The 26,538-nt window shown below is 55.3% G+C and carries 24 protein-coding genes; 13 read left to right on the top strand and 11 right to left on the bottom strand.

Going from position 1 to position 26,538, the window contains the following annotated elements; all coding sequences use genetic code 11:
• Positions 1–250: 250 nt before the first annotated feature.
• On the top strand, positions 251–1,159 hold the full coding sequence (locus BM316_RS08595; RefSeq protein ID WP_165606559.1) for a DNA-methyltransferase: 909 nt from the start codon (positions 251–253) through the stop codon (positions 1,157–1,159).
• A 10-nt stretch (positions 1,160–1,169) separates the two neighbouring features.
• Here BM316_RS08595 and BM316_RS08600 read toward each other — a convergent pair whose 3' ends face one another.
• Complete coding sequence (locus BM316_RS08600; RefSeq protein WP_090206494.1) at positions 1,170–1,730, bottom strand: recombinase family protein; 561 nt, start codon at positions 1,728–1,730, stop codon at positions 1,170–1,172.
• A gap of 305 nt (positions 1,731–2,035) precedes the next feature.
• Here BM316_RS08600 and BM316_RS08605 point away from each other — a divergent pair, with 305 nt between their 5' ends.
• The 6 genes from BM316_RS08605 to BM316_RS08630 all read left to right on the top strand — a co-directional run bounded on the left by BM316_RS08605 (position 2,036) and on the right by BM316_RS08630 (position 7,872).
• Positions 2,036–2,689: an HNH endonuclease signature motif containing protein gene (locus BM316_RS08605; protein WP_090206497.1), complete on the top strand. Its 654-nt coding sequence runs from the start codon at positions 2,036–2,038 to the stop codon at positions 2,687–2,689.
• Between the two features lie 104 nt (positions 2,690–2,793).
• A complete protein-coding gene (locus tag BM316_RS08610; RefSeq protein ID WP_090206499.1) occupies positions 2,794–3,774 on the top strand; it encodes a DGQHR domain-containing protein in 981 nt (326 codons plus the stop codon).
• 11 nt (positions 3,775–3,785) lie between these two features.
• Positions 3,786–4,715, top strand: a complete 930-nt coding sequence (locus tag BM316_RS08615; protein ID WP_131802557.1) for a hypothetical protein — start codon at positions 3,786–3,788, stop codon at positions 4,713–4,715.
• Positions 4,716–4,779: 64 nt separating this feature from the next.
• Positions 4,780–5,754 (top strand): DNA cytosine methyltransferase, encoded by a 975-nt coding sequence (locus BM316_RS08620; RefSeq protein WP_090206505.1) that lies wholly within the window; start codon positions 4,780–4,782, stop codon positions 5,752–5,754.
• Positions 5,754–6,593, top strand: a complete 840-nt coding sequence (locus BM316_RS08625) for an NgoMIV family type II restriction endonuclease (protein ID WP_090206508.1) — start codon at positions 5,754–5,756, stop codon at positions 6,591–6,593. Before BM316_RS08620 ends, BM316_RS08625 begins: the two co-directional genes overlap by 1 nt.
• 286 nt (positions 6,594–6,879) lie before the next feature.
• The gene (locus BM316_RS08630; protein ID WP_090207779.1) at positions 6,880–7,872 is read left to right on the top strand and encodes a GT-B fold glycosyltransferase domain-containing protein; all 993 of its coding nucleotides are present in this window, start codon (positions 6,880–6,882) and stop codon (positions 7,870–7,872) included.
• Between the two features lie 62 nt (positions 7,873–7,934).
• Here BM316_RS08630 and BM316_RS08635 read toward each other — a convergent pair whose 3' ends face one another.
• Positions 7,935–8,354 carry a VOC family protein gene (locus BM316_RS08635; RefSeq protein ID WP_090206509.1) on the bottom strand — a complete coding sequence of 140 codons (420 nt, stop codon included), beginning with the start codon at positions 8,352–8,354 and terminating at the stop codon, positions 7,935–7,937.
• Positions 8,355–8,441: 87 nt separating this feature from the next.
• Here BM316_RS08635 and BM316_RS08640 point away from each other — a divergent pair, with 87 nt between their 5' ends.
• The 3 genes from BM316_RS08640 to BM316_RS08650 all read left to right on the top strand — a co-directional run bounded on the left by BM316_RS08640 (position 8,442) and on the right by BM316_RS08650 (position 14,187).
• Complete coding sequence (locus tag BM316_RS08640; protein ID WP_090206512.1) at positions 8,442–9,734, top strand: O-acetylhomoserine aminocarboxypropyltransferase/cysteine synthase family protein; 1,293 nt, start codon at positions 8,442–8,444, stop codon at positions 9,732–9,734.
• Between the two features lie 109 nt (positions 9,735–9,843).
• Complete coding sequence (locus tag BM316_RS08645; RefSeq protein ID WP_090206516.1) at positions 9,844–12,207, top strand: hypothetical protein; 2,364 nt, start codon at positions 9,844–9,846, stop codon at positions 12,205–12,207.
• Positions 12,208–12,303: 96 nt separating this feature from the next.
• Positions 12,304–14,187 carry a monovalent cation:proton antiporter-2 (CPA2) family protein gene (locus tag BM316_RS08650; protein ID WP_090206520.1) on the top strand — a complete coding sequence of 628 codons (1,884 nt, stop codon included), beginning with the start codon at positions 12,304–12,306 and terminating at the stop codon, positions 14,185–14,187.
• On the opposite strand, the gene cobT is transcribed toward BM316_RS08650, so the two are convergent.
• Positions 14,184–15,194 carry a nicotinate-nucleotide--dimethylbenzimidazole phosphoribosyltransferase gene (gene cobT, locus BM316_RS08655; protein ID WP_090206523.1) on the bottom strand — a complete coding sequence of 337 codons (1,011 nt, stop codon included), beginning with the start codon at positions 15,192–15,194 and terminating at the stop codon, positions 14,184–14,186. The two genes, BM316_RS08650 and cobT, sit on opposite strands and share 4 nt — an antisense overlap.
• On the opposite strand from cobT, the gene BM316_RS08660 reads away from it, so the two are divergent.
• Positions 15,182–16,033, top strand: coding sequence for an adenosylcobinamide-GDP ribazoletransferase (locus BM316_RS08660; RefSeq protein WP_090206526.1), 852 nt, complete (start codon positions 15,182–15,184; stop codon positions 16,031–16,033). The two genes, cobT and BM316_RS08660, sit on opposite strands and share 13 nt — an antisense overlap.
• A 5-nt stretch (positions 16,034–16,038) precedes the next feature.
• Here BM316_RS08660 and BM316_RS08665 read toward each other — a convergent pair whose 3' ends face one another.
• From BM316_RS08665 to rpiA, 7 genes are all read right to left on the bottom strand, one after another.
• Positions 16,039–16,737: an FG-GAP repeat domain-containing protein gene (locus BM316_RS08665; protein WP_375342233.1), complete on the bottom strand. Its 699-nt coding sequence runs from the start codon at positions 16,735–16,737 to the stop codon at positions 16,039–16,041.
• Complete coding sequence (locus BM316_RS08670) at positions 16,734–17,057, bottom strand: 2Fe-2S iron-sulfur cluster-binding protein (RefSeq protein WP_090206528.1); 324 nt, start codon at positions 17,055–17,057, stop codon at positions 16,734–16,736. The genes BM316_RS08665 and BM316_RS08670 overlap by 4 nt, the downstream gene beginning before the upstream one ends.
• Positions 17,058–17,253: 196 nt before the next feature.
• Positions 17,254–18,639, bottom strand: coding sequence for a Do family serine endopeptidase (locus tag BM316_RS08675; RefSeq protein WP_090207783.1), 1,386 nt, complete (start codon positions 18,637–18,639; stop codon positions 17,254–17,256).
• A 292-nt stretch (positions 18,640–18,931) separates the two neighbouring features.
• On the bottom strand, positions 18,932–19,804 hold the full coding sequence (gene hflC, locus BM316_RS08680) for a protease modulator HflC (protein ID WP_090206531.1): 873 nt from the start codon (positions 19,802–19,804) through the stop codon (positions 18,932–18,934).
• Entirely contained in the window at positions 19,804–20,949 is a 1,146-nt protein-coding gene (hflK, locus tag BM316_RS08685; RefSeq protein ID WP_090206534.1) for an FtsH protease activity modulator HflK, read from the bottom strand. Before hflK ends, hflC begins: the two co-directional genes overlap by 1 nt.
• A 77-nt stretch (positions 20,950–21,026) precedes the next feature.
• Positions 21,027–22,463, bottom strand: a complete 1,437-nt coding sequence (locus tag BM316_RS08690) for an FAD-dependent oxidoreductase (RefSeq protein WP_090206538.1) — start codon at positions 22,461–22,463, stop codon at positions 21,027–21,029.
• A gap of 39 nt (positions 22,464–22,502) precedes the next feature.
• Complete coding sequence (gene rpiA, locus BM316_RS08695; protein WP_090206542.1) at positions 22,503–23,291, bottom strand: ribose-5-phosphate isomerase RpiA; 789 nt, start codon at positions 23,289–23,291, stop codon at positions 22,503–22,505.
• A 188-nt stretch (positions 23,292–23,479) separates the two neighbouring features.
• Here rpiA and BM316_RS08700 point away from each other — a divergent pair, with 188 nt between their 5' ends.
• A complete protein-coding gene (locus tag BM316_RS08700) occupies positions 23,480–24,853 on the top strand; it encodes an L-serine ammonia-lyase (RefSeq protein WP_090207785.1) in 1,374 nt (457 codons plus the stop codon).
• 104 nt (positions 24,854–24,957) lie between these two features.
• Complete coding sequence (locus BM316_RS08705) at positions 24,958–25,869, top strand: DMT family transporter (RefSeq protein WP_090206545.1); 912 nt, start codon at positions 24,958–24,960, stop codon at positions 25,867–25,869.
• Here BM316_RS08705 and BM316_RS08710 read toward each other — a convergent pair.
• On the bottom strand, positions 25,811–26,482 hold the full coding sequence (locus BM316_RS08710) for a thiamine diphosphokinase (RefSeq protein ID WP_090206548.1): 672 nt from the start codon (positions 26,480–26,482) through the stop codon (positions 25,811–25,813). The two genes, BM316_RS08705 and BM316_RS08710, sit on opposite strands and share 59 nt — an antisense overlap.
• Positions 26,483–26,538: the final 56 nt, after the last annotated feature.

Genomic DNA, 26,538 nt, shown 5'->3' on the forward strand with positions numbered 1-26,538 from the left:
AGTTCATAGGTCGCATCGATACACTCGACTCTTACCTTTCCCTTCTCCGCCTCAAACCACGGGTGATCTCTGCTGAGCGGACTGGACAAAACGCTGTTCACGTCAATGCGCTCTATCCTCGGCTTGGTTATGTCTTGGACGCTGGCAGAGCAGAGGCTCCGCGCTTTGGACTTGTCTGTGGCGACGCTCTCCAAGTCCTTCGGAGTCTTCCGAGTGGTATTGCTGATTGTGTCATTACATCACCGCCGTATTGGCAACAGCGCAGATATGCGTCGGGAGGCATTGGGGAAGAGCAAACTATGAAGCTTACCTCAAGCAGCTTCGAGCCGTCTTCCGTCAAGTCTACCGCGTTCTTGCTCCATCAGCTTCTCTTTGGCTGAACATTGACGACAGCTATGCCGACGGGTCTATGCAAGGAATACCTTGGCGGTTGGTGCTGGGCATGGTGGAAGACGATGGCTGGATCGTGAGGAACGACAATATCTGGTCGAAGACTGGTGGTTCTTTGAACCGTGCTGATGATCGGCACACGCACCGGCACGAACACATGTTCCACTTGGTCAAGCAGCGTAACTATCACTTCGATGCAGACGCCGTTCGACTTCCCCCTGCAAAGGGACGGCGACACGGCGATGAGATGATCTCAGCAACAGGAGTGTCGAAAGCGGTTTGCCACCAACGGATTGAATCTGCATCCGGCATGACGAAGAGCCAGCGCATTTCCGCAAAAGTTGCTGTTGATGAGACATTCGCGGCAATTGATGCGGGCATTCTGCACGACTTCAGGCTAATCCTCAAAGGCGAGAACCGCGTCACGCATTCTGACAGCGAAGAAATATCCGCCCGAGCTTCCCGACTGGAACGAGATGGATATTACATCTTGAAGTACAACCCGAAGGGCAGCATGCCCAGCGATGTTTGGCGCATCGCGCCAGACCGTTCAAAGGGCCGCACAACGCACTATGCCGCCTTTCCAGAACAACTTGTCGAGGTTCCGCTCAAAGCGACCTGTCCCATCGGTGGAATTGTCCTCGATCCGTTCGCCGGTACCGGCACCACGCTCGTCGTTGCACAGCGATTGGGCCGCCATGGCGTCGGCATCGATTTGTCAGATGATTACTTGCAAGTTGCTCGGGAACGGCTCGGCATCAACACATGAGCCTGATAGGTCAGCGGGCCGAACTGGGTAGCCAGCGATAGAGGGTCGGCACCGAAACACCTACAGCGGCGGCGGCGTCCTTAGCCGTTGTGCCTGCGGCCAAAAGTTCCCTCACCGCGTTGACCTTGTCCTCAGTCATGGATCGCGGTCTACCGCCGATACGTCCCTTTGCCTTCGCGGCCTTCAAGCCAGCTTGCGTTCGTTCACGGATCAAGCCACGCTCAAATTCAGCAATCGAGGCACATATGTGAAAGAGGAGGCGCCCAGAACTCGTGCTGGTGTCGATTGCTTCCGTAACGCTGTGGAACGCGACACCATTCTGCTTCAGGTGGTCCATGATCTCAATGAGATGCGGTAGACTGCGAGCGACGCGATCTAGTTTGTATACCACCAACATGTCGCCTGAGTTTGGACGCAGGTAGTTCAATGCCTTTGCCAACACCGGTCGATCTCGTTTGGCACCAGACGCAATCTCGGAGAAAATCTTGTCGCAGCCCGCCGCCTCCAACGAAGCGATCTGGCCATCGTGAATTTGGTGGCCGGTACTGATCCGCGCATAGCCAATTCGCATTCATGCTCCTTCTCGAAACTCATAAAGTCTCTACCGATGTGCGCCGTTGCTTTCGAGATGGGGTTCCAAGAATGAAAGCGGCTGTGTTTTCCAGGCCGGTCGGGCTTGCACCAGGGATCGGTTTCAAGATGCTCGGAAATGACCGTTTACGAGCAAACATGTTTTTCATTAATGCAATTGACCCAACGCATTATCCTGTAGCTAACACGCCTAAAGCCGCTGTCAGTCCTTGATGTCAAGCCGCCGCAATCACAGATGAGGACTATAACAGCACTCTTAAACTGCATTTCTTTGGAAGCTTTAACATGAACGACGTTGACTATGTTCGGGACCTACTGAAGCAAACCTATGCGACTGAATACCCTCATGAGATACCTCATCCAAAACTAGAAGAGGTCATTGGCTCTGTGGCTTTTGACTATCTTGAAGGTACGGTGGAAGGAGAGAACCCCAATGGGGAAACCAGTCGCGACGGCAATCCATACTTATGGTTCAAACACGCTAACAAGTCGATCCTTTCACATCGTTTCATCTCTGCGGTCACGCTGGGCAAATGGGTGCCAAGAGAATGTAACATCGACCACGTCAACCATAACCCGTCTGACAATCGGCCGAGTAATCTGCGCATCACCACCCCTCGTGACAACGCAGGCAACCGACGCGAAGCCTTGCTGTCCGATCTTGCAAGTTTTGATACGGTGGAAGCGAAATTACAGTCATTGAAGACGCCATCCCATGCAACCAGCAGCGACCTTGATGATCACCCTCCTGCTGAACAACCTGACACTGGCTATAGCCTATCAGTTGGTCCAGAAACGCGATCAGGCCGTCCTCTATATACGGGAGAAACCAAGCCAGGTAGCTCATCTGGCACCTATCACGGAACAACGTTTGGTTCATGGCACTGGTATCCTGATGGTTCCGTCCCCGACCCCAATGAGTATGTAAAACACACTTAGTTCCTCACCTCATGGTCACGAGGGAGCATTAAATTGACTGACTGGTGGCTATCAGCATTGAATGCCATTAACGTTTCACGAGTACCTTGCTGCGTGGAAGAAGAATGAACAAAGACCCTGAAAGAATTAGCTTTGGAACGGTTAGCCTTGTGACACAGGGCGAACACAAGTTCTACACAACTACCATCCCCAGCGAAATTCTGGCTCGAACATGTGTCGCCATTAGCCGTGAAGAAAACAATATTGATGGCTTTCAACGGGTGCTTGACCGCAAACGGGCACAAGACATCGCAGACTATATCGACAATGGGCTGGGCACAGTACCAAGCTCAATAGTCCTGTCATCCCAAGATGATGCTGAATTGGTGTATGACTCAAAGCGGAAGAGCATTTCATTCAAAGACATACCTCAAGCGTTTTTGATCCTGGATGGGCAGCACCGAGTTTTTGGCTTTGCTCTTGCTACGAAAACCCTTCGGGTACCTGTTGTGATCTACGACAACCTAAACAAACGGGAAGAATCCAGACTGTTTATTGATATCAATTCAAAGCAAAAGGGTGTTCCATCCGAACTCCTTTTGGATATCAAAAAAATGGCTGAGTACGAAAACGATGCCGAAGCCACCATGCGAATTATCTTTGATCGTTTCAAAGACGATCCGAGCACAGTACTTTTCTCTAAGCTATCCCCTTCAAAAAAAGTTTCAGGCAAAATTACAAGAACTGTCTTTAACGCTGCTGTCGGTCCATTGGTTAAGTTGTTCAAGTCCATGTCAGACGATGAGGTTTATGACATCTTGAAGGCCTATTACCAGGCCGCTTTTGACTCAATTTTTGATGCAAAGAACATAAAAGATGATTTCTTCCAACCGACCGTGTTCAAAGCTACCAGCGGCTTCTTTCCTTCCGTAGCACGAAGGGCAAAAGATAGGTTTGGTGCAATCTACTCTTACGACCACTTTGCTGAAGTCCTTAGCCCCGTGTCTGACAAATTCAGACCTGCAAAGATTAAGGAAGCCAAGAACGCATACAAGCCTTTGGTCAAGCATCTAGAGGAATGTTTGGATTCAGACTTCCATCTGTAAAGGCACACAGAATGGCACCTCCCGTTGCACTACTGAGGCAAGTGAGGCTTGATCTTCTTTGCGCCCACGATGCTACGACTGACGACTTTAAAGCTTTTCTTGCATCACAAAGATATATACCGTCCATAACGAACGGATCACTACATCTTAGTCCATTCGTGTGTGATGAACTGGTTTCAGCACTGGCGGGTGATTGTAGCAAATTTGGTCGGGCGGCATGCGAAACGATAGCAGGTTTGTGCACTGAGCCCAAAGCACCAAAGAATGCGGCTTGGTTCGTCGTAAGGTCTTACTACGCAGCTTTTTACTGCGCTCATGCTTTCCTCAGGCTGTTTGGAAACACCTGTACAAACCTTGATGGCGCTGAGTTCACCAAGCTGAAAGAAGCTGTGAATGCCTATAGCCACCCCCTCCCAAGCAAAGGCTTTTACAAAATTGCAATTTCCAGAGATCAACAGAGTTTGGATTTTGAGAAACTCAAGAACTCTCACGAGGACACGTGGGCAACCGTTTATGAGTTGCTAGGGGAGTTACGCGATGCTGCTGCAACGGTAACGGCACCTAAGGCTTCTCGTGACGAAACCGTTCAACTGCTCAGTGACCTCAGAGCAACCTTGTCTGACAACGGAAGATTTGAGAAAGGAAACTACTTGTCATACTTCAGAAACCAAGTGCAGTACCGCTTTGCCGAGAAGACTTGGTACCCTTATGGATCAAAAGCTTTCCCGCCTCCCATTTCCGCAGAAGAAATTGCACAATCAGTATTAGATGGTCGGTACCAACGCCTGACGGGCTCTAGCGAAATTGTTAAGTTTCTGAATGCTTCTCTTGAATTCGCTCAACTGACGCTGGACCTAGTTGACTACTCAGCAGAACGCGGCCTTGATGCCAGCACACATCTGAACCGCGACTACAAGCGCATCAGACATATCTACGCTTGATGATGACATATTCTCTTTAGCGGCCCCAACATGCTGTGTATGATGTCGTAAGGAGCGTTAACAAATGACAAAACCATTATCGTCAATTGAACTATGTGCGGGAGGCGGTGGACAAGCACTTGGCCTTGAACGTGCAGGTTTTGGCCACGACGCACTTGTTGAGAATGATCAATGGGCACGTGCCACCCTCAAGCTGAACCGTCCTACATGGAACGTTTTGGAGGGGGAGCAATGCGACCTAACAAAATTTGACGCCACTCCCTTCCGTGGAGTTGATCTTGTTGCTGGTGGTGTCCCTTGTCCTCCGTTTTCAAAGGCTGGCAAGCAGCTAGGAGCGGACGATGAAAGAGACCTTTTTCCACACGCCGTTCGGGTAATTGATGAGGTTCGTCCTAAGGCTGTGATGTTGGAGAATGTTCGCGGCTTCCTTGATGCTGTCTTTCATGACTACCGAAATGAACTGAAGTCGCAGTTGAAGAAGCTTGGGTACACACGTGTCGAATGGCACCTGTACAATGCGTGTGACTTTGGCGTGTCACAACTTCGCCCACGAGTGGTGATCGTAGCCATGCATGACGACTACGCTGACAACTTTGATTGGCCAGTTGGTAAGGCCACGACACCGCCAACCGTCGGTGAGCTACTTTATGAGATGATGGCATCCAAAGGTTGGCGTGGTGCCAAGAAGTGGCGGGACAATGCTGATGAGATTGCCCCTACCATCGTTGGCGGTTCAAAGAAGCACGGTGGCCCTGACTTGGGTCCAACTCGTGCCAAGAGAGCCTGGGAGGCCCTTGGCGTAAATGGCAAGACCATTGCGGAGGAAGCCCCCGAACGAGATTTCGTTGGGCTTCCTCGGCTGACTGTCCAAATGGCTGCAAGGGTTCAGGGATTCCCTGAAGACTGGCAGTTCGCGGGACGAAAGACAAATGCGTACCGCCAGGTTGGCAATGCCTTCCCCCCTCCTGTTGCAGAGGCTGTCGCACTGAATGTGAAAGCTGCAATCACCTCCACGAAAAGACTATACGCGGTCGCCTGATGGAAGCTTGGTTGAAAAAAGCCAGGAAGGATTTCCATTCTGCATGCCTTGCTGGGCCAATCTCGATCACAAAGTCGGTCCCCAGCATTGCGGATGTGTCAAACAAGGCCAGTAGAGAAATTTCGTCGGCCCTAGTTGGCAAGATTGGAACAACGCAGCACAAGGCGGAGAAGCCAGCAGGCCAGACCGCAGGGCATATGTTTGAAAGCGTGTGCCAGGGCTTTCTCCAAGAAAGCATCGTACAGCTTTCACATCTCCGTCCAGGACACTTCTCAGTCGAAAGAGGAAAAGCGATCTCCCTCTTCGACCAGTATGCTCACCTTGATGAACTGCGCATCCTCTCTGACGCCAGTAGAGAACTGAAGACCCATCTAGGTACGGACTACCTCATCAAGCCAGATGTGGTGGTCATACGTGAACCTGAGACGGATGAGAGCATCAATGCTGGCAATTTCATCGTAGATGACAGTGTCGCAAAACAAACCTCTATCCGCCAGGCCAATGGTGCATATGCTACGCTACATGCTTCGGTGAGTTGTAAGCTTACTATTCGATCAGACAGAGTTCAGAACACTCGCTCTGAGGCATTGAACTTAGTGCGTAACCGCAAGGGTCGCCTCCCACACATTGCAGCGATCACCGCTGAGCCCGTCCCCTCAAGAATTGCTGCCATCGCTTTGGGCACTGGTGACATTGATTGTGTCTACCACTTCGCTTTGAATGAACTTGTTGAAGTTCTCGTGGAACAGGAACGCGAAACTCTGGAACTCGTGGAAACGATGATTGATGGAAAACGCCTGAGAGACATTTCCGACCTGCCGCTTGACCTGGTTATATAGCGCCTCTTCGATACATTTGGGTCATTTCTCGATACAAATCGCCCACCCCACGTTACCCCTCGCATGACAAGTTAAATAAAAACAGTTACCAATAGTATTGGCGGCGGTCGTGGAAAATTCGATTCCAGGGTCGCCCACCATTTTCGATGATGTCGGATTCTTGAATGAAGCGCCTTTTGGCGCCTAGCAAACCATGTGGCTTGGCCGAAATCGCCCATGACAAGTGGGGTTTGCAACGCAGCTGCCTAGCAACTAGTCATGGACGACACTTCATTTCATGCCGACCATGCCAGACACACACGTCCAACCCAATATTCTGATCATCGGACAGGCCGGTCGGCTTGCCTATGAGGCGTTGCTGTTCGCCGTCTCTCTTCGTGCGGCATCGCCAGACTACGTGGGCAAACTTTTTGTGGCCGAACCGCAACCGAATGATCTGTGGGATCAGGATCCGCGGATGCCCCACCCCGTCAAAGAAGCGCTTGAGGCACAAGGGGCCCATATTGTCCCATTTGAAAACGAATTCTTCGGGCAAAGCTATCCGCACGGAAACAAGATCGAAGCCTTGAAAGCCCTGCCTGCCGACGAGCCTTTCATCTTTTTTGACAGCGATACGCTCATTACAGGCGATCTGGGGCGAATCCGTTTTGATTTCAACAGACCAGCCGCGTCCATGAGGCGTGGGCCAACGTGGCCTGTAGAGGAACTCTATTGGCCGGGCTACAGCGCGATCTGGAAATCGCTCTATGACCGCTTCGGGCTTGATTTTGAAAGCTCTCTCGACCTGTCACAGCCGGATGAATACTGGGAACGCTATCTCTATTTTAACGCGGGTTGGTTTTACGGCGCTGATCCTGCTGAATTCGGGGCGCGTTTCACCCGCTATGCCACCAGTATTCGCGACGATCCGCCAGCCGAGTTGGTCATCCAACCCCTCTATCCATGGTTGGATCAGATTGCCTTGCCGCTTGTCATTCACAGTCTGGGTGGTGGAAGACCGGGCCTTGGCCTGCATGGCCTCGACGGGCAGGTCACTTATCACTACCGCTATCTACCGCTGCTTTATGCAACGGCCAGCGATGCAACGGTTGCGTTTCTCGAAAAGATCACCGCCCCAAACAAGGTGAAGAAGGTGTTGAAACAGCACGAGGCCTACAAACGGATCATTTTCCAGAACAAAGGCGCAAAAATCCGTGCACTTTTTGACCGGAGCAATCTGCCGCGCAAGGAGCAGGCAATTCGCAAAAAGCTGCGGTCAGAGGGCCTTTGGATGCGGTGACGCAACATCTCGCGTGGCCGGACCGCCAAACGATAGGCGTGATTGGCCGCGCCTAGTCATCTTCAAGCGCTCTTGGCAAAGAGTCCTTGCTCTTCGGCCAGGCCCTTCACTTCGATTGGATTGCCAGAAGGGTCCCTGAAAAACATCGTCCACTGCTCGCCAGGCTCACCTTTGAAACGCACTGACGGCGCGATGATGAAATCTGTCTGAAGCTCTTCCAAGCGCCCAGCGAGTGCTGTCCATTCATCAAGTGGCAGCACAATGCCGAAATGGGGCATCGGAACGTCATGTGCACCCACTTTACCCGTCGCAGCATATGCAAAAGGTTCGCCAAGATGCAGGCTCAATTGATGGCCGAAAAAATCGAAATCTACCCAAGTGTCAGTTGACCGCCCCTCGGTTGCGCCGAGCGCACCGGAATAGAATTCTCGGGCCTCTTCCAGATCGGAAACGTGGAACGCGAAATGGAAAGGATGGGGCATGTTTGATCCTCTTTTGCCGGCAGCCGTTGAGTGCCTTTTCAATTGCGCCTACACCTAGCTTCGAGAGATTGAAAAGGGAGTCCCAAAATGACCGATGGTCCAAGTTACGGCTTTGACACGCTGCAAATTCACGCTGGTGCGCGGCCTGATCCGGCAACTGGTGCGCGGCAAGTGCCGATCTACCAGTCTACAGCTTACGTGTTCCGCGATGCTGAACATGCTGCGGCTTTGTTCAATTTGCAGGAAGTCGGTTACATCTATTCGCGCCTGACCAACCCGACTGTTGCTGCCTTGCAGGAACGTATCGCAACGCTTGAAGGTGGCGTTGGCGCGGTCTGCTGTTCATCCGGTCATGCCGCCCAGATCATGGCGCTTTTCCCGCTCATGCAACCTGGGCGGAATATCGTGGCTTCGAGCCGTCTTTACGGCGGGACCGTCACCCAGTTCAGCCAAACCATCAAACGGTTCGGCTGGTCTGCGAAATTTGTGGATATGGACGATCCGGAAGCCGTGAAAGCGGCCATCGACGATGACACGCGTGCGGTCTTCTGCGAGGCGATTGCAAACCCCGGCGGTCACATCACCGATCTGGAGGTCATTGCTGGCGTTGCTGACGCAGCAGGTATCCCGCTGATCGTCGACAATACCTCTGCCACCCCATATCTCTGCCGTCCGATCGAGCATGGGGCAACCTTGGTTGTCCACTCCACCACGAAATACCTGACCGGCAACGGCACGGTAACGGGTGGTTGTGTCGTCGATAGCGGTAAGTTCGATTGGTCCGCCAACGACAAGTTCCCATCACTCAGCCAGCCAGAGCCTGCCTATCATGGCCTCAAATTTGCCGAGACATTCGGCCCGCTGGCATTCACGTTCCACGGCATTGCGATTGGTTTGCGTGATCTGGGCATGACCATGAACCCGCAAGCGGCCCACTACACCTTGATGGGGATTGAAACACTGTCATTGCGCATGGATCGTCATGTCGAGAACGCCATGAAGGTCGCAAAGTGGCTCGAAGATGATCCAAGAACAGACTATGTCACCTATGCGGGTCTGGACAGTTCACCATACTCGAAACTTGTTCCAAAGATCTGCCCACGTGGCGCCGGTGCATTGTTTACCGTCGCTGTAAAAGGTGGTTACGACGCCTGTGTCAAACTTGTGGATAGCCTCGAAATCTTCAGCCATGTGGCCAACCTTGGTGACACGCGCAGCCTGATTATTCACTCGGCCTCGACAACGCACAGGCAGTTGACGACGGAACAACAAGAGGCGGCTGGTGCAGGCCCGAACATTGTGCGCTTGTCGATCGGCATTGAAGACGCCGACGACCTGATCGCAGACCTCGATCAAGCCCTTTCAAAAGCGACTGCATAATCGATTTGGGACCCGCCCTGCCCTTGGCCTGGGCGGGTTTCTGCTTTAGCATGAAAAACGTGGGGGCAAACGCGTTTTGCCGGATAAACGATCATGCTAGACGCATCCAATGACAGCCAATTTTGCGCTTTCCCTTTCGATTGAGGGTATCGACCTCTTACACCGCGCCCCTGATGGATGGCGCGCCATCGGGCATGTCGATATCAGCAGCGAAGAACTGGACAATGACCTGGCCAATCTACGGGCCAAGGCCGCGGCTGTTGCGCCAGACGGATTTGCAACAAAGCTCATTATCCCGGCAGATCAGATCAAGTTTTTGACGCTAGATCGGGCTGAGGCCAGTCAAGCGGAAGTACATGCAGCCGTCGAGGGCACCACACCTTACAGCTTGTTCGACCTTGTCATCGACCATTGGTTGGCGGGCGACCAAACGCATATCGCAGCCGTAGCACGCGAGACTCTTGAAGAAGCGGAATCATTCGCTGACGGGCATGGCTTCAGGCCAGTTGCATTTGTCGCGCTACCACCTGATGGCACATCCGAGAAAGAGGTCTTCTTCGGGCCGACTTCGATTGCCGACGAAATACTGGGGTCCGGTCATACGATTGACCGCGCGGAACCTGCGGTCGTCACCGGTACGCGGCTAAAGGTGCGCCCTGCCCCGGCAGAGACGGCAGAAATGGCCCATGCATCTGCCTCCAATGTTCAAGCAACGCTGTTCAAGCCAAGCTTGTTTGATGCGATCATCCCTGAAACACGATCTAGAACTTTCACAGCCCGCCGCCCTGTCGCGGCGGCACCCCTTGTGGCCGAGCGCGCGCCGACTGTCGCGGCACCAGCCACAGTTGGACCAGCACCTGTTCGTCAACTGGGCGTCCAATCGACGGTCAACCCGAAACTGGTCGCTGCTGGGATTGGTATCGCCGCCATTCTAGGCATTGCCGTCTGGGGTGCTTTGCCATCCTCTGAGCCAGAGGCGGTTGCCGTCGCCCCATCGGAGGTCGTGACGGCCACTGTTGCATCTACGCCAACCGAAAGCGCAAGCGTCGAGGATTTAATTGCCGCAATACCGCCTGAGGTCGGCACGCAAGAGATCAGACCGCTTTCAAGCACTGAAATCGCCGATCCACCGCGCGTTGCAAGCACAAGTGCTGCGCCTGTTGATCGCGCGGCACCACAGATCATTGCAGAGGCAGAAATAGATGCATTGCCTTTGCCACCGCAACTGCCTCCGCCCCCGCCATCAGAGATTGCTGAGGATAACAGTGCTTTAAGCACCGCACCACGGGTTGATGTGGGCCGCGTCGCGACACCAGACGAAGCGCGGGCATTCTACGACGCAACCGGTGTCTGGTTGCGCGCACCGCGCTTCTTTGACGAACCGTCAGGTGCGATTGCACTCGGTTTCACCCCACCCGCAAGCACTGAAACTTACAGCGCAGCCCAATTGCGCCCCGACTTTGCGCGGACGAGTGAGCCCGAAGTGGTCTTTGTTTCACCAACCAACCCGCCCCCTCCAGAGGCTGTGTTCGAGCGTGATGAGGACGGGTTCGTGCGAGCCACACCAGATGGTGCGGTGACACCCGACGGAGTCATCGTGTTTGCCGGGATTCCAGACTTGCCACTGGCGGGCCCACGTCCTGAGCTGAGCGAAGAGGACCTCGCCCGATTTGCGCTTTTGAACGAGACACCTGACGGCGTTGTCATTGTCCCGGGACCCCCTGAGGTTATTCCACCACTCAGGCCCAATGATCTGGTCGTTGAAAACGCTGACACGGGAAGCTCCCCCACTGAAGAAAGCGCAGAGTTACCGCCAGGCAGCGTGGGTCTTGCAGCGCTTGAACTGCAAAACACCGGTAGCGTCGCGCTGGACAGTGAAACCGTCGAAGCAGGCGCGGACGCCGACCTTCGCCCCCAATTGCGGCCCAACGGGCTGTCACCGACCACGGTCGGTGCCCAGTCCGATTTGACAGATATCCTCGAAGGAGTGGTGGCAGCAGACGCGACGCTGCGGTTTGACAATAGTACAAATCTTGCCGTCACGTCTTCGGTGCGGCCTGCAGATCGTCCGGCAACTCTGGAACAGGCCGCAGCACGCGTTCTGGCACAGCGCACGGCAGAAACGCTGACGGCAGCAGCAGCCTCTGCCCAGCGCACACCGACGCCTGAGCAACCTCCAGCCGCATCAGAGGTCGCCGCAGCTCCTGCACCCCGTACGACTGGGCCTGTGCCAGGCGGCGTCGCAAGAGCCGCCACAATCGAGGATGCGATCCGTCTGCGCGACATCAATCTGATCGGCGTCTACGGCCGGCCCAGCGACCGGCGCGCACTGGTGCGCCTCAGCAACGGCCGCTACGTGCGTGTGGAGGTAGGCTCTGAACTTGACGGCGGTCAGGTGGTCGCCATCGGTGATGAGGCGCTGAACTACGTCAAGCGCGGTCGGACCTATGCAATCGGGCTGCCTGACAGCTAGAGACTTCGGACTTTCGGTCTGCCCCCCTTTCAAACTGAAGTCTGGCCGTTAAGGTAGCGAAGTGGTGTTACAAAGCGATGGCTGACAGGTAAGCTGATGGAAAGCTTCCTTTTTCAAGCGACAATTTACCTTGGTGCCGCCGTGATCGCGGTGCCGCTTGCCGCGCGGCTTGGTCTGGGGTCTGTGCTGGGATACCTGTTGGCAGGTATTGCAATTGGCCCGCTGACCGGTCTTGTCGGCACTGAAACAAAAGACCTCCAGCATTTTGCAGAGTTCGGCGTCGTGATGATGCTATTTCTCATCGGACTGGAGCTCGACCCGCGTGCTTTGTGGAATATGCGGCAGCGTCTTTTGGGTTTGGGCGGGATTCAAGTTCTTGGAACCACGTTTGCAATCACACTCGGTGCCCGTCTCTTCGGCTATGAATGGGGAACGGCGATTGCAATCGGGATGATCTTTGCATTGTCTTCGACGGCTATCGTCCTCCAAACCCTAAGCGAAAAAGGATTGGTCAGAACAAGCGGCGGACGGTCAACATTCTCGGTGCTTCTAGCTCAAGATATTGCTGTGATCCCGATGCTTGCTCTGCTGCCGCTGCTGGCGCTGACACCGGTCCTTTCGCTGGCCGAAGATGGCTCAGTCGTCAGAGCCGCAACCCAGCATGACGACGGGCACCATGCGGCAATCAGCCTTGTCGAAGGACTACCCAGTTGGGGCGTCACCTTGGTGACGCTTGGTGCTGTCGCAGCCGTTATTCTGGCAGGCATTTTTCTGACACGGCCAGTCTTCCGCTACATCCATCACGCCCGACTGCGGGAGATGTATACGGCCCTTGCACTGCTCATGGTCGTCTCAATCGCTGTGCTGATGCAAATGGTTGGCCTTTCCCCCGCTTTGGGAACATTTCTGGCAGGGGTCGTATTGGCAAACTCGGAATTCAGGCACGAGCTTGAAAGCGATCTTGAGCCATTCAAGGGATTGTTGCTGGGGCTGTTCTTTATCACGGTCGGCGCAGGGATAGACTTCAATCTGCTTTGGTCAGATCCGTTTGGGATCGTTGGGTTGGCCTTGGGCATTATGTTGGTCAAGGGACTCATCCTTTTTGCATTGGCAACGGCCTTCAGGCTTCACCGCAAGGATCGCTGGCTCTTTACGTTGGGCTTGGCGCAGGCCGGCGAATTCGGTTTTGTCCTGATATCGTTCTCATTACAGCAAGGTGTTTTGACGGATGCATTGGGTGGACGCCTTTTGCTTGTGATCGCTTTGTCCATGCTGATCACACCGCTGCTGTTTATCGTCTATGAGTTGTTGATCCGCCGCATGTCAGATGGGGACGACGAAGAACATGATGAAGTTGATGAGCAAGGCACGGTGATCATTGCGGGGATCGGACGCTTTGGGCAAATCGTGAATCGTCTGGTCCGTAGCGCCGGATTTGACACTGTTGTTGTCGACAACAGCCTCGCCACCGTGCAGATGATGCGCAAATTCGGATTTCGCGGCTTCTTCGGCGACCCCACACGGCCTGACCTGTTGAAAGCGGCAGGCCTTGAGGATGCCCGCGTGCTTGTTGTCGCGATTGACGACAAATCCAACGCGGTGAAGCTTGTCCGCTATGCCCGCAAAGCGCGGCCTGACCTTCATATCATCGCGCGCGCCAGAGACCGCGTCCATGTCCATGAGCTATACGACGCCGGAGCTGACGACATCGTCAGAGAGATGTTCGATAGTTCACTGAGGGCCGGCCGGTACGTGCTGGAAAACCTCGGCCTGACGGAATTTGAAGCCGCCGAGGCCGAACAGGCATTTTATCAACATGACCGGACCGCGCTCAGGGAGCTTGCAGAACTCTGGAAGCCAGGGGTCCCTGTCAGCGATCTGCCAGACTACGTGGCACGCGCAAGAGAGTTGAATAGCTCGCTGGAAATGGAGTTGTCCGCGCGCCAGCAGAATGCCGAACGCGCGAAACCAAATGATTAACCGTCGCTGACGCCTGCTTCGGCAAAGGTTGCCATGCCTGAATGGCAAGCCACCGCGCCTTTAAGCACGCCGATTGCCAACGCTGCACCCGATCCCTCGCCCAGACGCAAACCGAGGCTCAAAAGCGGCTCCTTGCCGATGGCGTCAAGCAAACGGCGGTGTGCGCCCTCGGCGCTGAGGTGTCCGGCAACCGTATGATCAAGTGCGCCATCTGCTGCTTTCGCCAGACAGCCTGCTGCGGCACAGCAAATAAACCCATCGAGGAGCACAGGGATGCGGTAGTGTCGGGCGGCCGCGATCGCACCCGCCATAGCAGCTAGCTCTCGCCCACCAAGGCAGCGCAGCGCCTCAAGCGGGTCATCAACCCTGTGGCGGGCCAGCCCTTTTGCGACAACGTCTGTCTTGCGCTGCAATCCCGCATCATCCACCCCGGTGCCGCGCCCGGCCCAGTCTGCGGCGTCGCCGCCATACACCGCTGCCGCGACCGCTGCCGCCGCGGTCGTATTGCCGATGCCCATTTCACCGGTCACAAGCAAGTCGGCTTCAGGATCGACGGCATTCCAACCTGTTTGCAGCGCGCTGACGCATTCGTCTTCGCTCATCGCCGGATGTTCGGTGAAATCCGCTGTGGGGGTGTCGAGATCCAGCGGATAAACATCCATCTTTGCGCCAAACGCCTTGGAAAGCTGATTGATTGCTGCACCACCATGTTGAAAGTTCGCAACCATCTGCACAGTGACTTCGGCAGGAAAAGCCGAAACGCCTTGGGCGCAGACCCCATGATTGCCGGCAAAGATCAAAACCTGTGGATTGTCGATTGTTGGCCGCGGGGTGCCGCGCCAGCTGGCATACCAGATTGCAAGGTCCTCCAAACGGCCCAAAGCACCAGGAGGTTTTGTCAACTGGCCATTGCGATCCTGTGCAGCGGCCAACGCCACCTGATCTGCATCAGGCGCTTTGAGGAGCGTGTCCCGAAAGGTGGAGAGTGTCGTAAATGGCGCTTGCATCGTATCCTCGCTGGGGTCAGTCTTTGGCCCTGTTTAACCGAGGCATCGGCAATGAAAAGGCCACAAAGGACCGCATCTTGATCGAAGACGACAAACGACTGATTGATCGTGTGGACCTGCCCGCAGCCATAGGGCTTCTGACACGTTTGCCCGTCGTCATTGACGGTGATCGCGCAATGGCACGGGGTGCCGCTTCGGCTTGGGCCTATCCATTGGTCGGGGTCATCATCGGCACAGTTGTGGCTGGCATCGCGGGTATCTTTATGTGGCTCGGCGTTCCGCCTTCAATCACTGCCGCACTCGCCTTGGCTGGCGGGATTGTCGTGACAGGTGCCATGCACGAGGACGGACTTGCCGATAGTGCAGACGGGTTGTGGGGCGGTTGGGACAAAGCGCGCCGCCTCGAAATCATGAAAGACAGCCGGATTGGCGTTTACGGCGTCGTCGCGCTCGGATTGTCTTTGCTGATCCGCTGGTCAGCTCTCGTCGCGATTATTGGCACGGGCAATACATGGATCGCATTGATCGCGACAGGTGCTCTCAGCCGGTCAGCGATTGTGGGTGCGATGACCCTGCTGCCACACGCGAGGCGAGATGGTTTAAGCAAAAACGTCGGGCGCCCGTCGCAACAGACCTTTTGGGTATCTGCCGGTCTCGGCGCCTTCTTTGCGTTGATCACAGGTTTCCTAGGCCTGATCTTTCTTGCCGCTCTTATCACCGTCATCTGCGTGATGATTGCAAAGGCAAAGATCAACGGTCAGACGGGCGATATCCTCGGGGCGACCCAACAGATCGCCGAAATGAGCATCCTGATCGCAATTGTCGTCAGCGTCACCTGAGACGGCTATTGCGGGTCGCGACACGCCAAGGCATCGTCAAACGACTGCCGGTCGCGATGCGGACCAATGGCACGGGTTTGCAACTGCCCACCGCGCAATGATGTCGCCATGACCGCGCTCCAGTCGGCACTGGCGGTAATCATTTCAGGGCCTTCGCCACAGTCTCTGATCCCCCCGCCAATGTCCCGTTCACCGATCCGGTGGTTGGTCAGTCCTGACAGATCCGCCACCGGCTCGAGCGCGCCATTCACAAACCGCCAGACCCGTAAAGTCTTGGCCAGATGTGGTCTGTCGATATAGGCAATTTCGACTGCCCCGTCGCCGTCAAGATCAGTCGCCCCGATGGGGGCAAGCCATCTGTTCGTCCGGCCAATATGCGGTGTCGCTGCGATTTTGCCAGTTGCATCGTAGATTGCCAATTGCGCACCTTCTGGCGCGAGGGTCTCTACCACGACCACCTCTGGTTCACCGTCGAGATCGAGATCGACAAGGCGGGGTGCGACGTCCTCAAACACTCGCTCAGCAGGCAGTGTGAATTGTCGGACACCACCAGTTGTTTCCAGACGCAGCCCGCCCCATTCGATCGCGTCACCCAGAACGCCATGCGCGTAGCGATCAGTGGGATCAGTGTATTCCGCCGAAAGAATACCGTCGGCGCAAGCAGAGGTGGCGAGAACCGCCACCAATGCAATACTACGGATCAAATCTGCTTTTCGGGCATTTGAACCCGCAATCCGTCAAGGTCATCCGTTACCTTCAACTGGCACGTCAGACGCGATTTCACCGGATCAGGTTCGTAGGCAAAGTCCAGCATATCCTCTTCCATCGGATCCTTGGCAGGAAGCTTTTCGACCCAGGCATCATCTACATAGACATGGCAGGTGGAACAGGCACAAGCGCCGCCACAGTCGGCCTCAATCCCGGGAATGCCATTATCGCGGGCCCCTTCCATGACGGTCAGACCGTTTGCGACATCAACAACGTGTTCTTTGCCACCGTGTTCAACGTAGGTAATCTTTGCCATTTTCGCGTCGTCCTTCAGCGATATCTCGGTTTCGACCCTAGTTAGTGCAGGTCAGCGCCCCTCGCCACCCCCAAAACGAATGGCGGCAGATATGAGGGGTTCGGCTGAACTTTGGATGCGGATAAGCAGTTAAAACGCCGATAATTGAAAAGGGCGACCCCTGAGGGTCGCCCAAGAAAATGCACGGACGTGAGCCTTACTCTTCCAAAGGCAGCGCAACAAAGCGTGGATCACCACCCCGGCGAACGAGCAACAGGATCGACTTCCGTCCCGCTTCGGTTGCCGCTTCAATCCGCGCTTCAAGATCAGCAACAGTTGCAACAGCCTGCTGACCAGCCTCAGTGATCACGTCACCCTCAAGCAGGCCTTTTGATGCGGCTTCGGAGTCAGCGTTGATGCCTGTGATCACCAGACCGGTTTCAACCGTGATTGAGTACTGGTCAACAAGCTCAGGTGTGATTTCTGAGAGTGTCAGCCCAAGAACTTCAGCCGGTTCAGGCTCGGCGGTATCGTCAGATGCAGGGAATGCAACGGCCTCTGATGTCTCCCGACGACCAAGTACGACGGTGAGGTCTTCCATGTCGCCATCACGCAAGACTGCAACTGGGACCTCTTTACCAACGGGCGAGTTACCAACGATCCGGACCAGCTCGCGCGTATCTTCAATCTCGATCCCGTCGAAAGTCAGGATAACGTCGCCAGCAACCATACCGGCATTTGCGGCAGGTCCCTCAGGCACGTCGGTCACCAAAGCACCGCGCGCTGTATCAAGCCCGTCGATCGCCTCGACCATATCCGGTGTGACATCCTGAATACGGACACCCAACCAACCGCGGCGGGTTTCGCCAAATTCGATCAGTTGATCGACCACGTTTGTGACAACGGCGGAAGACATTGCAAAACCGATCCCGATGGAGCCGCCGTTCGGGGACAGAATTGCTGTGTTCACGCCAATCACTTCACCATCCATGTTGAAGAGCGGGCCACCAGAGTTACCACGGTTGATCGCGGCATCCGTCTGAATGTAGTCATCATAGGTTCCCGACAGGGCGCGGTTGCGGGCTGATACGATACCGGCAGAGACCGAGAAACCCTGGCCGAGTGGGTTACCCATCGCCATCACCCAATCACCAACGCGGGCGCCATCTGCATTACTATCGCCAAACTCAACGAATGGCAGGTCCTCGAGGTCGACCTTCAAGACAGCGATATCTGTGTTCGGATCAGTACCTACCAGTTCAGCAGGCACCCCAGGTTCGCCACCCGGGAAAAACTCGATCAGAATTTCATCAGCGCCTTCAATGACGTGGTTGTTCGTGACGATGTAGCCGTCTTCCGAGATCACGAAGCCCGAACCCAATGCCGACGAACGCCGCGAGCCTTCGCCAGGTCCACGATCCAGATCGTTGAAGAAATCTTCAAACGGTGATCCTTCGGGGACCAACCCCTGTGGACCTGTCCGCCCGGCAATTGTTGTGCTTGTGGTGATATTCACGACCGCAGGACTGACTTGTTCGGCCAGATCTGCGAATGTCTGTGGCCGCGCTTGTGCTGATACCGATGTCACCTGAAACAAGAGCATCGCCAACGCAGCGAAGAGAGTGATTACGAATGCCGGCAGCAAACGGCCTGACCGCTGCTCCCGTTGAATTGCGATTGCCTGAGACTTCACGGGGCAATTCTCCTTTGTCTGGGTAAATGGCAGTTTGTCTGCCTGTTCCGACGTCCATTCATTTATGTAGTGCGCAGAATTAGCAACGCCAACCTCTGACACTATTGCTCAAGAGCGCGTGATAGATTCCGTTACCGAAAGACAAAGAAAAAGGGCCAGCAAAGTGCGGGCCCCTTTCAAGCTTTGCAGAAGAGCAACGCGCTTAGTTCGATCCAGTGTCAGACTTCAAGTAGTTGAAAAACTCGTTGTCTGGCGACAGCACCATCGTGGAATTACCAGGCTGCAACGACCGCTGATATGCTGTCATCGACCGGTAGAATTCAAAGAACTCCGGATCACGGCCAAAGGCGTCAGCGAAAATTTCGTTCCGCCGGGCGTCAGCCTCACCCTGAATAATCTGGCTTTCGCGCTGCGCTTCAGAAACGAGCTCAACCACGGTACGATCCGCTTGCGCACGAATGCGCTGCGCTGCTTCGTTACCACGCGCCCGTTCGTCGGCTGCCTCGCGATCACGCTCAGCTTTCATCCGCTCGTAGGTTGCGTTCAGGTTTTCAGGCGGCAGGTCCGTCCGCTTCAAACGCACGTCGATCACTTCGAGACCCAGCGCACGGGCTTCGGCAATCGCACTGTTCCGGATCCGCAGCATCAATGCAGCACGATCAGTCGACAGAATGTCGTTAGAGGACACCGAACCAAGCACCTCGCGGGTTTCAGCACGCAAGATGGAGTCGAGACGGCGGGCGGCCGCTTCTTCACCACCGGCACCAACCGCTTGGCGGAACTGCTCTACGTCAGAAATCCGGTAGCGTGCGAAAGCGTCGACGACCAAACGACGGTCGTCAGACGGTGTCACTTCGATTGGGTCGAGGTCACGGCTCAGGATGCGGTCGTCATAGCGAACGACTTCCTGAATGAGCGGGATCTTGAAGCCCAAACCCGGTTCTTCCTGCACTTTCACGATCTGACCGAACTGCAGGACCAAAGCCTTTTCACGTTCGTCAACGATGAACACTGCAGACAGCGCGCCAATCACAACAACCGCAATGGCGGGCAAGAGAAATGCTGATTTACGCATTAGTTTGTCCCTCCGGCTGTATTGCGACGCAATTCATTGAGCGGCAGATAAGGCACGACGCCTTGACCATTTCCGTTTCCTTCATCAAGCAAAATGATATCGACACCGCCGAGAACACTTTCCATCGTCTCAAGATAAAGACGCTTTCGCGTCACTTCAGGTGCCTGAGTATATTCGTCGAGCACGGCAACAAAGCGGCTTGCCTCACCTTCAGCTTCGTTGACCACGCGGGCACGATACGCTTCGGCCTGTTCGAGGATTTGTGCTGCTTCACCGCGTGCTTCTGCTACGACTTGGTTCGCGTAGGCATCAGCGACGTTCTGAACACGGTCCCGTTCCTGTTCGGCATCCTGAACCGCGCGGAAAGACGCAATAACTGGCTCAGGCGGGTCAGCTTTGTCAAAGTTCACACGAATGATCGAAACGCCTGAATCGTAGCTATCCAAGGTCGTTTGGATCAGATCACGCAAGCGATCAGCAATCGCACCACGGTCACGGTTCAGGATCGGGGCGAGTTCGGACTGCGAAATAATCTCACGCATAGCCGACTCCGCAACCGCTTCGATGGTTGCTGGCGGGTTGGCTAGGTTGAAGAGATATTCTTCAGGGTTGTTGATGTTCCAGACAACCTGGAAGTCGATGTCGACGATGTTTTCGTCACCCGTCAGCATCAAACCCGCGTCCATGCCAGAGCGGCTGGTACCGATGTCGATGTTCCGTTCCGTTGTGACCGCAAGAACCTCGCGCGTCACCACTGGCCATGGTGCGAAGTTCAGACCCGGCTCACCAACTTCGAGAAAGTCACCGAGGAACAATTCAACAGAGCGTTCTTCTGGACGGACCGTGTAAAAAGACGCGAAAAGCCAAAGGGCGATCGCACCGATGATGCCTAAGCCGACTGTACCGCGGGTCAGCTTCGGGCCTTCTCCGCCGCCACCGCCGCCGGTCCGGCGCTGGCCATCTCCGCCACCGCCCATGAGGACGCGCAGTTGCTCGCGCCCCTTGTTCACAAGATCATCAATTTCGGGAATATTCGGGCCGTTGTTGTCAGGCTTCCGACCGCCGTTGCCGCGATCATCGTCGCGCCCGCCGCCAGAGCCTCTATTTCCACCGCCGCCCCAAGGGCCACCAGTATTTCCTGCCATCGTTTTCCAAGCTTCCTTTCAGCGTCGTCCGGGCTTCCCGGACACTCCCTAGGCATGTGTGCCTTGTTTATGCGAATTCAAGCTGTTCGCACGGGTTCCTTCATTGTCACCAATTCTTCGGCCATCGTGGGGTGAACCGCAACCGTCCGGTCAAAGTCTTCCTTTGTCGCTCCCATCTTTACTGCGATACCGGCAAGCTGGATCATTTCGCCAGCATGGTCTGCGACGATGTGACAGCCAAGAACCTTGCGTGTCTCGACACTGACCACCAATTTCATCAAGACCCGGTCTTCGCGACCTGCAAATGCATGGTTCATTGGTTTGAACGAGGTGCAATAGATTTCCACCGGTTCCTTATCGCGGGCTTCCTCTTCGGTCATGCCCACCGTGCCAAGCTCAGGTTGCGTGAACACAGCGGACGGGATCAATTCGTGATCGACGGGCGTCGGATTACCTTTGAAGACTGTCTCAACAAAGGCCATCCCTTCGCGTATAGCGACCGGCGTGAGCTGCACACGGTTTGTCACATCTCCGATAGCATAGACCGATGGCACGTTCGTCTGGCTGTATTCATCCACGACAACCTCGCCACGGCGTCCAACTTTGATGCCGGCGTCTTCCAGTCCAAGGTCATCAGTATTGGGGGTTCGGCCAGTCGCGAACAGCACCTGATCAAAGATCTTGGTGGTCCCGTTGGTCGCCTTCACCCAGATGCCACCGCTTTGTTTGCCGCGCGGCATGGAGACTGGCTTGCCTTCTTCCATCGGGACGCCCTGCTCTTCTCCCTCATGATCCTTGTCAGTGGCGGCCCGCATTTCGACGATATTTGTTCCCAGATGCAGGTCGATGCCTTTGACCCGCATCCCTTCGGCCACGAGGCCGCGGGCTTCGTCGTCGAAGCCGCGCAGGATTTGTGCGCCACGGTAGTATTGCGTCACCTCCACGCCGAGACCGTTCAGAATCCCCGCAAATTCCGAGGCGATGTAACCTCCGCCGATGATCAGGATCGACTTCGGCATCTCCTTGAGGAGAAAAATATCGTTCGAAGTGATCCCCAGGTCCGCATTCGGCAGATCCGGCAGTGAGGGGCGACCGCCCGTGGCAATCAGAATGTGCTTGGCCGTGATTTCCTCACCTGTCGAAAGGGTGACTGTGTGAGGATCTTTCAGCCGCGCACGCGCGTCGAATATCTCTACGTCCGATCCATCGAGAAGACGCCTGTAAACACCTTCGAGACGATCAAGTTCCTCATGCAAATGGTCGCGGAATTTTGGCCAGTGAAAGTCGCCGTCTTCAATATCCCAGCCATAGGCGCGTGCGCCCTCGAACATCTCCGCATAGTTTGACGCAAATACCATCAGCTTTTTAGGCACGCACCCGCGGATAACGCAGGTCCCACCCATCCGATATTCTTCCGCCAGCGCCACCTTTGCACCAGCCGATGATGCAACCCGCGCTGCGCGCACACCACCAGAGCCGCCTCCGATCACGAAAAGGTCGTAGTCAAATGTCATTCTTTTGCTCCGGTTCGTTTTGTATTGATGGACGACGGATCAGTCGGCCACGTCCGTGAATATATTGTCGTCATCACGCACGTCGTAATGAAGGATTTCTGCGCTGTTGGTGCTGAGGTCGCGCACGGTCACCTTACCATCACCATGACCGACGATCGCCATGTCACAGATGTCTATGAACAGGCCGTTTTCAACCACGCCCGGGATTTGGTTCAGCACCAAACCCAATTGCCGCGGCGCACCGATGTGACGCAGATGTAAGTCGAGGATGAAATTGCCTTCGTCCGTCACAAAGGGTTCATCGCCCTGCATCCGCAAGGTGATCTCGCGGCCCAGAACGTCCATGCTATTCAACATTTCGCTGATAAGATTTTTCGTCACCGCAACGCCGAACGGCACGACTTCGACAGGGAGCGGGAATTTTCCCAGGTCAGCGACGCTCTTGCTGGCATCGGCGATGACGATCATCCGTTCACTGGCGGTCGCGACGATCTTTTCCCGCAAGAGCGCCCCTCCACCGCCCTTGATCAGTGCGAGGCTTTCATCGACCTCATCAGCGCCGTCGACGGTCAGATCCAGCCATTTTACTTCTTCTAGGGCAACTGTCTTCAGGCCGATCTGTTGGGCAAGCATGGCAGTCTCTTTGGATGTGGCAACGCAGGTGACATCCAGCCCTTCCTCGCGGACCAGCTCCCCAACACACTGCGCAAACCACGCGGCTGTTGATCCGGTCCCAAGACCGACCTTCATGCCGGATTCCAGATACTCGGTCGCCTGTTTTGCTGCGACAAATTTTGCTCTGTCGATGGGGGTCAGTTCACCACTCATAGTCCGCTCCGCAGCCCTCTCGATGGACTTATAACAGCTTCCAGGCGAGGCGCGAGGGCGGATCGTTGTCGTGCGCGCTGCATCTGGAGTGACATTTACCGTGAGATTGGTCGTATTTGGTGGATGGTGTCATGGGGATTCCGGCTAGCGTGCAGCCAAACCCATCGCAGAAGGGCAGGAAACGCAGCATGTTCCTTTCAGTATTCGACATGTTCAAGATTGGTGTCGGTCCCTCTTCATCGCACACAATTGGACCGATGGTGGCTGCGGCCCGTTTCTTAGACCACTTGCGGGCGCAGCCCTTTCAGGTCGCAGGGGTCCGGGCGTCTTTGCACGGTAGCCTGGCGTTTACAGGTGTCGGGCACGCCACTGATCGCGCTGTGATCCTCGGCCTCGCTGGCTTCAGGGCCGATGACTATGATGCAGAACGCGCAGAAAGCGAGTTGCAAAGGATTAAGAACGAAAAAACAGTTTCCCCCGACGGTCTGGGTAGACTTCAATTCGATCCAAAAGATCATTTGGTTTTCGATTACGGGCCGGCTTTGCCCGGACATGCCAACGGTTTGATCCTGCGCGGGACAGATGCACAAGGCGACATCATCACCGAGGTGACCTACTATTCGATTGGTGGCGGCTTTGTGCTGACGGAGGCCGAACTCGCTGCTGGCAAAGATCAGGACACCGGCCACCCTGTGCCCTTTCCTTTCAAGAGCGCTGATGAGATGATCTCCATGGCAGCGTCATCGGGCAAAACCATCGCAGAGATGAAAAAGGCCAATGAGTTATCGCGGATGCCTGGCGCAGATCTTGAGAAAGGCTTGGCGCGCATCTGGGATGTGATGAACGCCTGCATCGAACGCGGTTTGACCAACGAGGGCATTCTGCCTGGCGGCCTGAAAGTCAGACGCCGCGCGAAGGGGATCTACGACGCACTGCTGGCCGAGCGCGGTATGAACCTCACCGCGCCGCATACGATCAACGACTACATGTCGACCTACGCCATGGCGGTGAACGAAGAAAACGCAGCCGGCGGGCAGGTTGTGACAGCCCCGACGAACGGGGCCGCCGGCGTAATACCCGCAACAATCCGCTATTGGCTCGATCACGTTCCGGGCGCGTCTGCGTCTCGCGTGCCTGAATTTCTTCTCACGGCAGCGGCAATTGGTGGTTTGATCAAGTTCAACGCCTCAATTTCAGGTGCTGAATGTGGGTGTCAGGCAGAAGTTGGCAGCGCGTCCGCGATGGCTGCAGCTGGCTTGGCAGCCGTGTTGGGCGGCACCCCGGAACAGATTGAAAATGCCGCGGAGATTGCGCTGGAGCATCATCTGGGCATGACCTGTGATCCTGTGAAAGGATTGGTTCAGGTCCCATGTATCGAGCGAAACGGATTGGGGGCCATCAAAGCTGTTTCTGCAGCCTCTTTGGCGATGCGTGGAGACGGTCAACATCTGGTGTCGTTGGATGTTGCAATCGAGACGATGCGACAAACAGGTGTCGATATGAGCGAGAAATACAAAGAGACAGCTTTGGGCGGCCTTGCGGTGAATGTTCCCAACTGCTGAAACGCGCCGGAAGAGCATAAGGCTTAAATGCACAGCAGCCGGATCTGATCCGCGATACCGCGGAATGTGTTGAGGCAGTTCGCCTACCACTGTAGTTTCGCGCTATGACAACAGACCGTCCTTTCCTCGGCGTTATGCTGATGCTCGCCTTCTGTGTGCTGGCACCCATCGGTGACAGCATCGCCAAGTTGCTGGGCGGAGCCGTGGCGGTCGCGGTACTGGTCGCTTTCCGCTTTGGTATTCAGGCAATGTTGCTTTTGCCGCTTGTCATTATTGGTGGACAGGGACTGCGCCTGCCTCAAGGCACGCTTGGCTGGACGATCCTGCGCACGCTTCTGCATATAGCGGGTATCGCCATGATGTTCACGGCACTGCGCTATCTGCCACTTGCGGACGCCATTGCGATCGCTTTCGTTATGCCGTTTATCATGTTGCTTTTGGGGCATTTTGTGATGGGCGAGGAAGTCGGCTGGCATCGACTTTGGGCCTGTGTCATCGGTTTTATCGGTACGCTTCTTGTAATCCAGCCAAACTTCATCGAGGTCGGTTATCCAGCTCTTTATCCCCTGGGCGTTGCTGTCATTTTTGCGCTTTTCATGATGGTGACACGCAAGATCGCCAGAGCGATGGATCCCATCAAGCTACAGGCCATCAGCGGGATACAAGCTTCCATCGTTCTTGGCGTGGGATTGGTTCTTTTTCCCGAATTGCAAGGTGATCTTGGGTTTAGCTTATCTGCGGAAACCTGGATTTTGATTGGCGCAATGGGAGTCCTTGGTACGTTCGCGCATCTCTTCATGACGTGGAGCCTGCGTTTCGCACCTGCCTCGACCTTGGCGCCTATGCAATACTTGGAAATTCCGTTCGGCACGATCATCGGCTGGCTGATCTTTTCGGAGCTACCAAACGGTTTGGCCGCAATCGGTATCTGCATCACGATAGCCGCGGGCCTCTATATTATCCTTCGCGAGCAACGGTTGTCACGGCAGCCGCCAATTGCGCCAGAGGGAGTGTGACCAGAACAGGTGCACTGCTGGTCAGAACCACTTTGCCCCCCACCGCCTCATTCGATGGGCTGCTAAATCCACCCATCGCCATCGCGCGTGACTCAAACGGCCATTGAACGCCGCTGAGTGTCACCGCATCGACCGGCGCGACTGGCATGACTGAGATCCGCGTCTTCTGAGGCAGGTCGATCGCAACCGTCCCTGCACGAGCCAAGAAAGACGCATCATCCTGATCGACCAAAATGACGGGCCGCTCGGAAAGCCGCAGCATCACGTCGAGAACCGCCAGAGTGTGGTCAAGTCGCCCGCCGGTAAATCCGAGTGCAAAGACATAGGGCGCGTCAACGCGGCTCAGCGCCTTCTCAAAGTCTGTCGAGGATTGCTCAGCCACTTGGAAAATCTGCTCAGAAAAAGCCACGCGCGCCTCATCCGAAATGCTATCAAGGTCGCCAATCACGCGTTCTGGCAGAATGCCTTTCGACAGCAGAAAATCAGCGCCTGAATCCACCGCAACGAAGGACTTTGCGTATGCCGAAACGGCAGAGAAAGCGGCCTTGGAAATTCTTGCACCACCTACGAGGCAAATTGGTCTATCATTTGAAACAATTGATTGGAACGGCACCTATTAGACCTCGATTCACAAACATTCCCCAAAAGGGTCACAAAATGATCCTGAAT

Source organism: Yoonia litorea (assembly GCF_900114675.1).
Lineage (GTDB): Bacteria > Pseudomonadota > Alphaproteobacteria > Rhodobacterales > Rhodobacteraceae > Yoonia > Yoonia litorea.

Coding starts and splice junctions, on each gene's coding strand:
- BM316_RS08600 (WP_090206494.1), bottom strand. CDS start 1,730: ATGCGAATTGGCTATGCGCGGATCAGTACCGGCCACCAAATTCACGAT.
- BM316_RS08605 (WP_090206497.1), top strand. CDS start 2,036: ATGAACGACGTTGACTATGTTCGGGACCTACTGAAGCAAACCTATGCG.
- BM316_RS08610 (WP_090206499.1), top strand. CDS start 2,794: ATGAACAAAGACCCTGAAAGAATTAGCTTTGGAACGGTTAGCCTTGTG.
- BM316_RS08615 (WP_131802557.1), top strand. CDS start 3,786: ATGGCACCTCCCGTTGCACTACTGAGGCAAGTGAGGCTTGATCTTCTT.
- BM316_RS08620 (WP_090206505.1), top strand. CDS start 4,780: ATGACAAAACCATTATCGTCAATTGAACTATGTGCGGGAGGCGGTGGA.
- BM316_RS08625 (WP_090206508.1), top strand. CDS start 5,754: ATGGAAGCTTGGTTGAAAAAAGCCAGGAAGGATTTCCATTCTGCATGC.
- BM316_RS08630 (WP_090207779.1), top strand. CDS start 6,880: ATGCCAGACACACACGTCCAACCCAATATTCTGATCATCGGACAGGCC.
- BM316_RS08635 (WP_090206509.1), bottom strand. CDS start 8,354: ATGCCCCATCCTTTCCATTTCGCGTTCCACGTTTCCGATCTGGAAGAG.
- BM316_RS08640 (WP_090206512.1), top strand. CDS start 8,442: ATGACCGATGGTCCAAGTTACGGCTTTGACACGCTGCAAATTCACGCT.
- BM316_RS08645 (WP_090206516.1), top strand. CDS start 9,844: ATGACAGCCAATTTTGCGCTTTCCCTTTCGATTGAGGGTATCGACCTC.
- BM316_RS08650 (WP_090206520.1), top strand. CDS start 12,304: ATGGAAAGCTTCCTTTTTCAAGCGACAATTTACCTTGGTGCCGCCGTG.
- BM316_RS08660 (WP_090206526.1), top strand. CDS start 15,182: ATGGCGCTTGCATCGTATCCTCGCTGGGGTCAGTCTTTGGCCCTGTTT.
- cobT (WP_090206523.1), bottom strand. CDS start 15,194: ATGCAAGCGCCATTTACGACACTCTCCACCTTTCGGGACACGCTCCTC.
- BM316_RS08670 (WP_090206528.1), bottom strand. CDS start 17,057: ATGGCAAAGATTACCTACGTTGAACACGGTGGCAAAGAACACGTTGTT.
- BM316_RS08675 (WP_090207783.1), bottom strand. CDS start 18,639: ATGCTCTTGTTTCAGGTGACATCGGTATCAGCACAAGCGCGGCCACAG.
- hflC (WP_090206531.1), bottom strand. CDS start 19,804: ATGCGTAAATCAGCATTTCTCTTGCCCGCCATTGCGGTTGTTGTGATT.
- hflK (WP_090206534.1), bottom strand. CDS start 20,949: ATGGCAGGAAATACTGGTGGCCCTTGGGGCGGCGGTGGAAATAGAGGC.
- BM316_RS08690 (WP_090206538.1), bottom strand. CDS start 22,463: ATGACATTTGACTACGACCTTTTCGTGATCGGAGGCGGCTCTGGTGGT.
- rpiA (WP_090206542.1), bottom strand. CDS start 23,291: ATGAGTGGTGAACTGACCCCCATCGACAGAGCAAAATTTGTCGCAGCA.
- BM316_RS08700 (WP_090207785.1), top strand. CDS start 23,480: ATGTTCCTTTCAGTATTCGACATGTTCAAGATTGGTGTCGGTCCCTCT.
- BM316_RS08705 (WP_090206545.1), top strand. CDS start 24,958: ATGACAACAGACCGTCCTTTCCTCGGCGTTATGCTGATGCTCGCCTTC.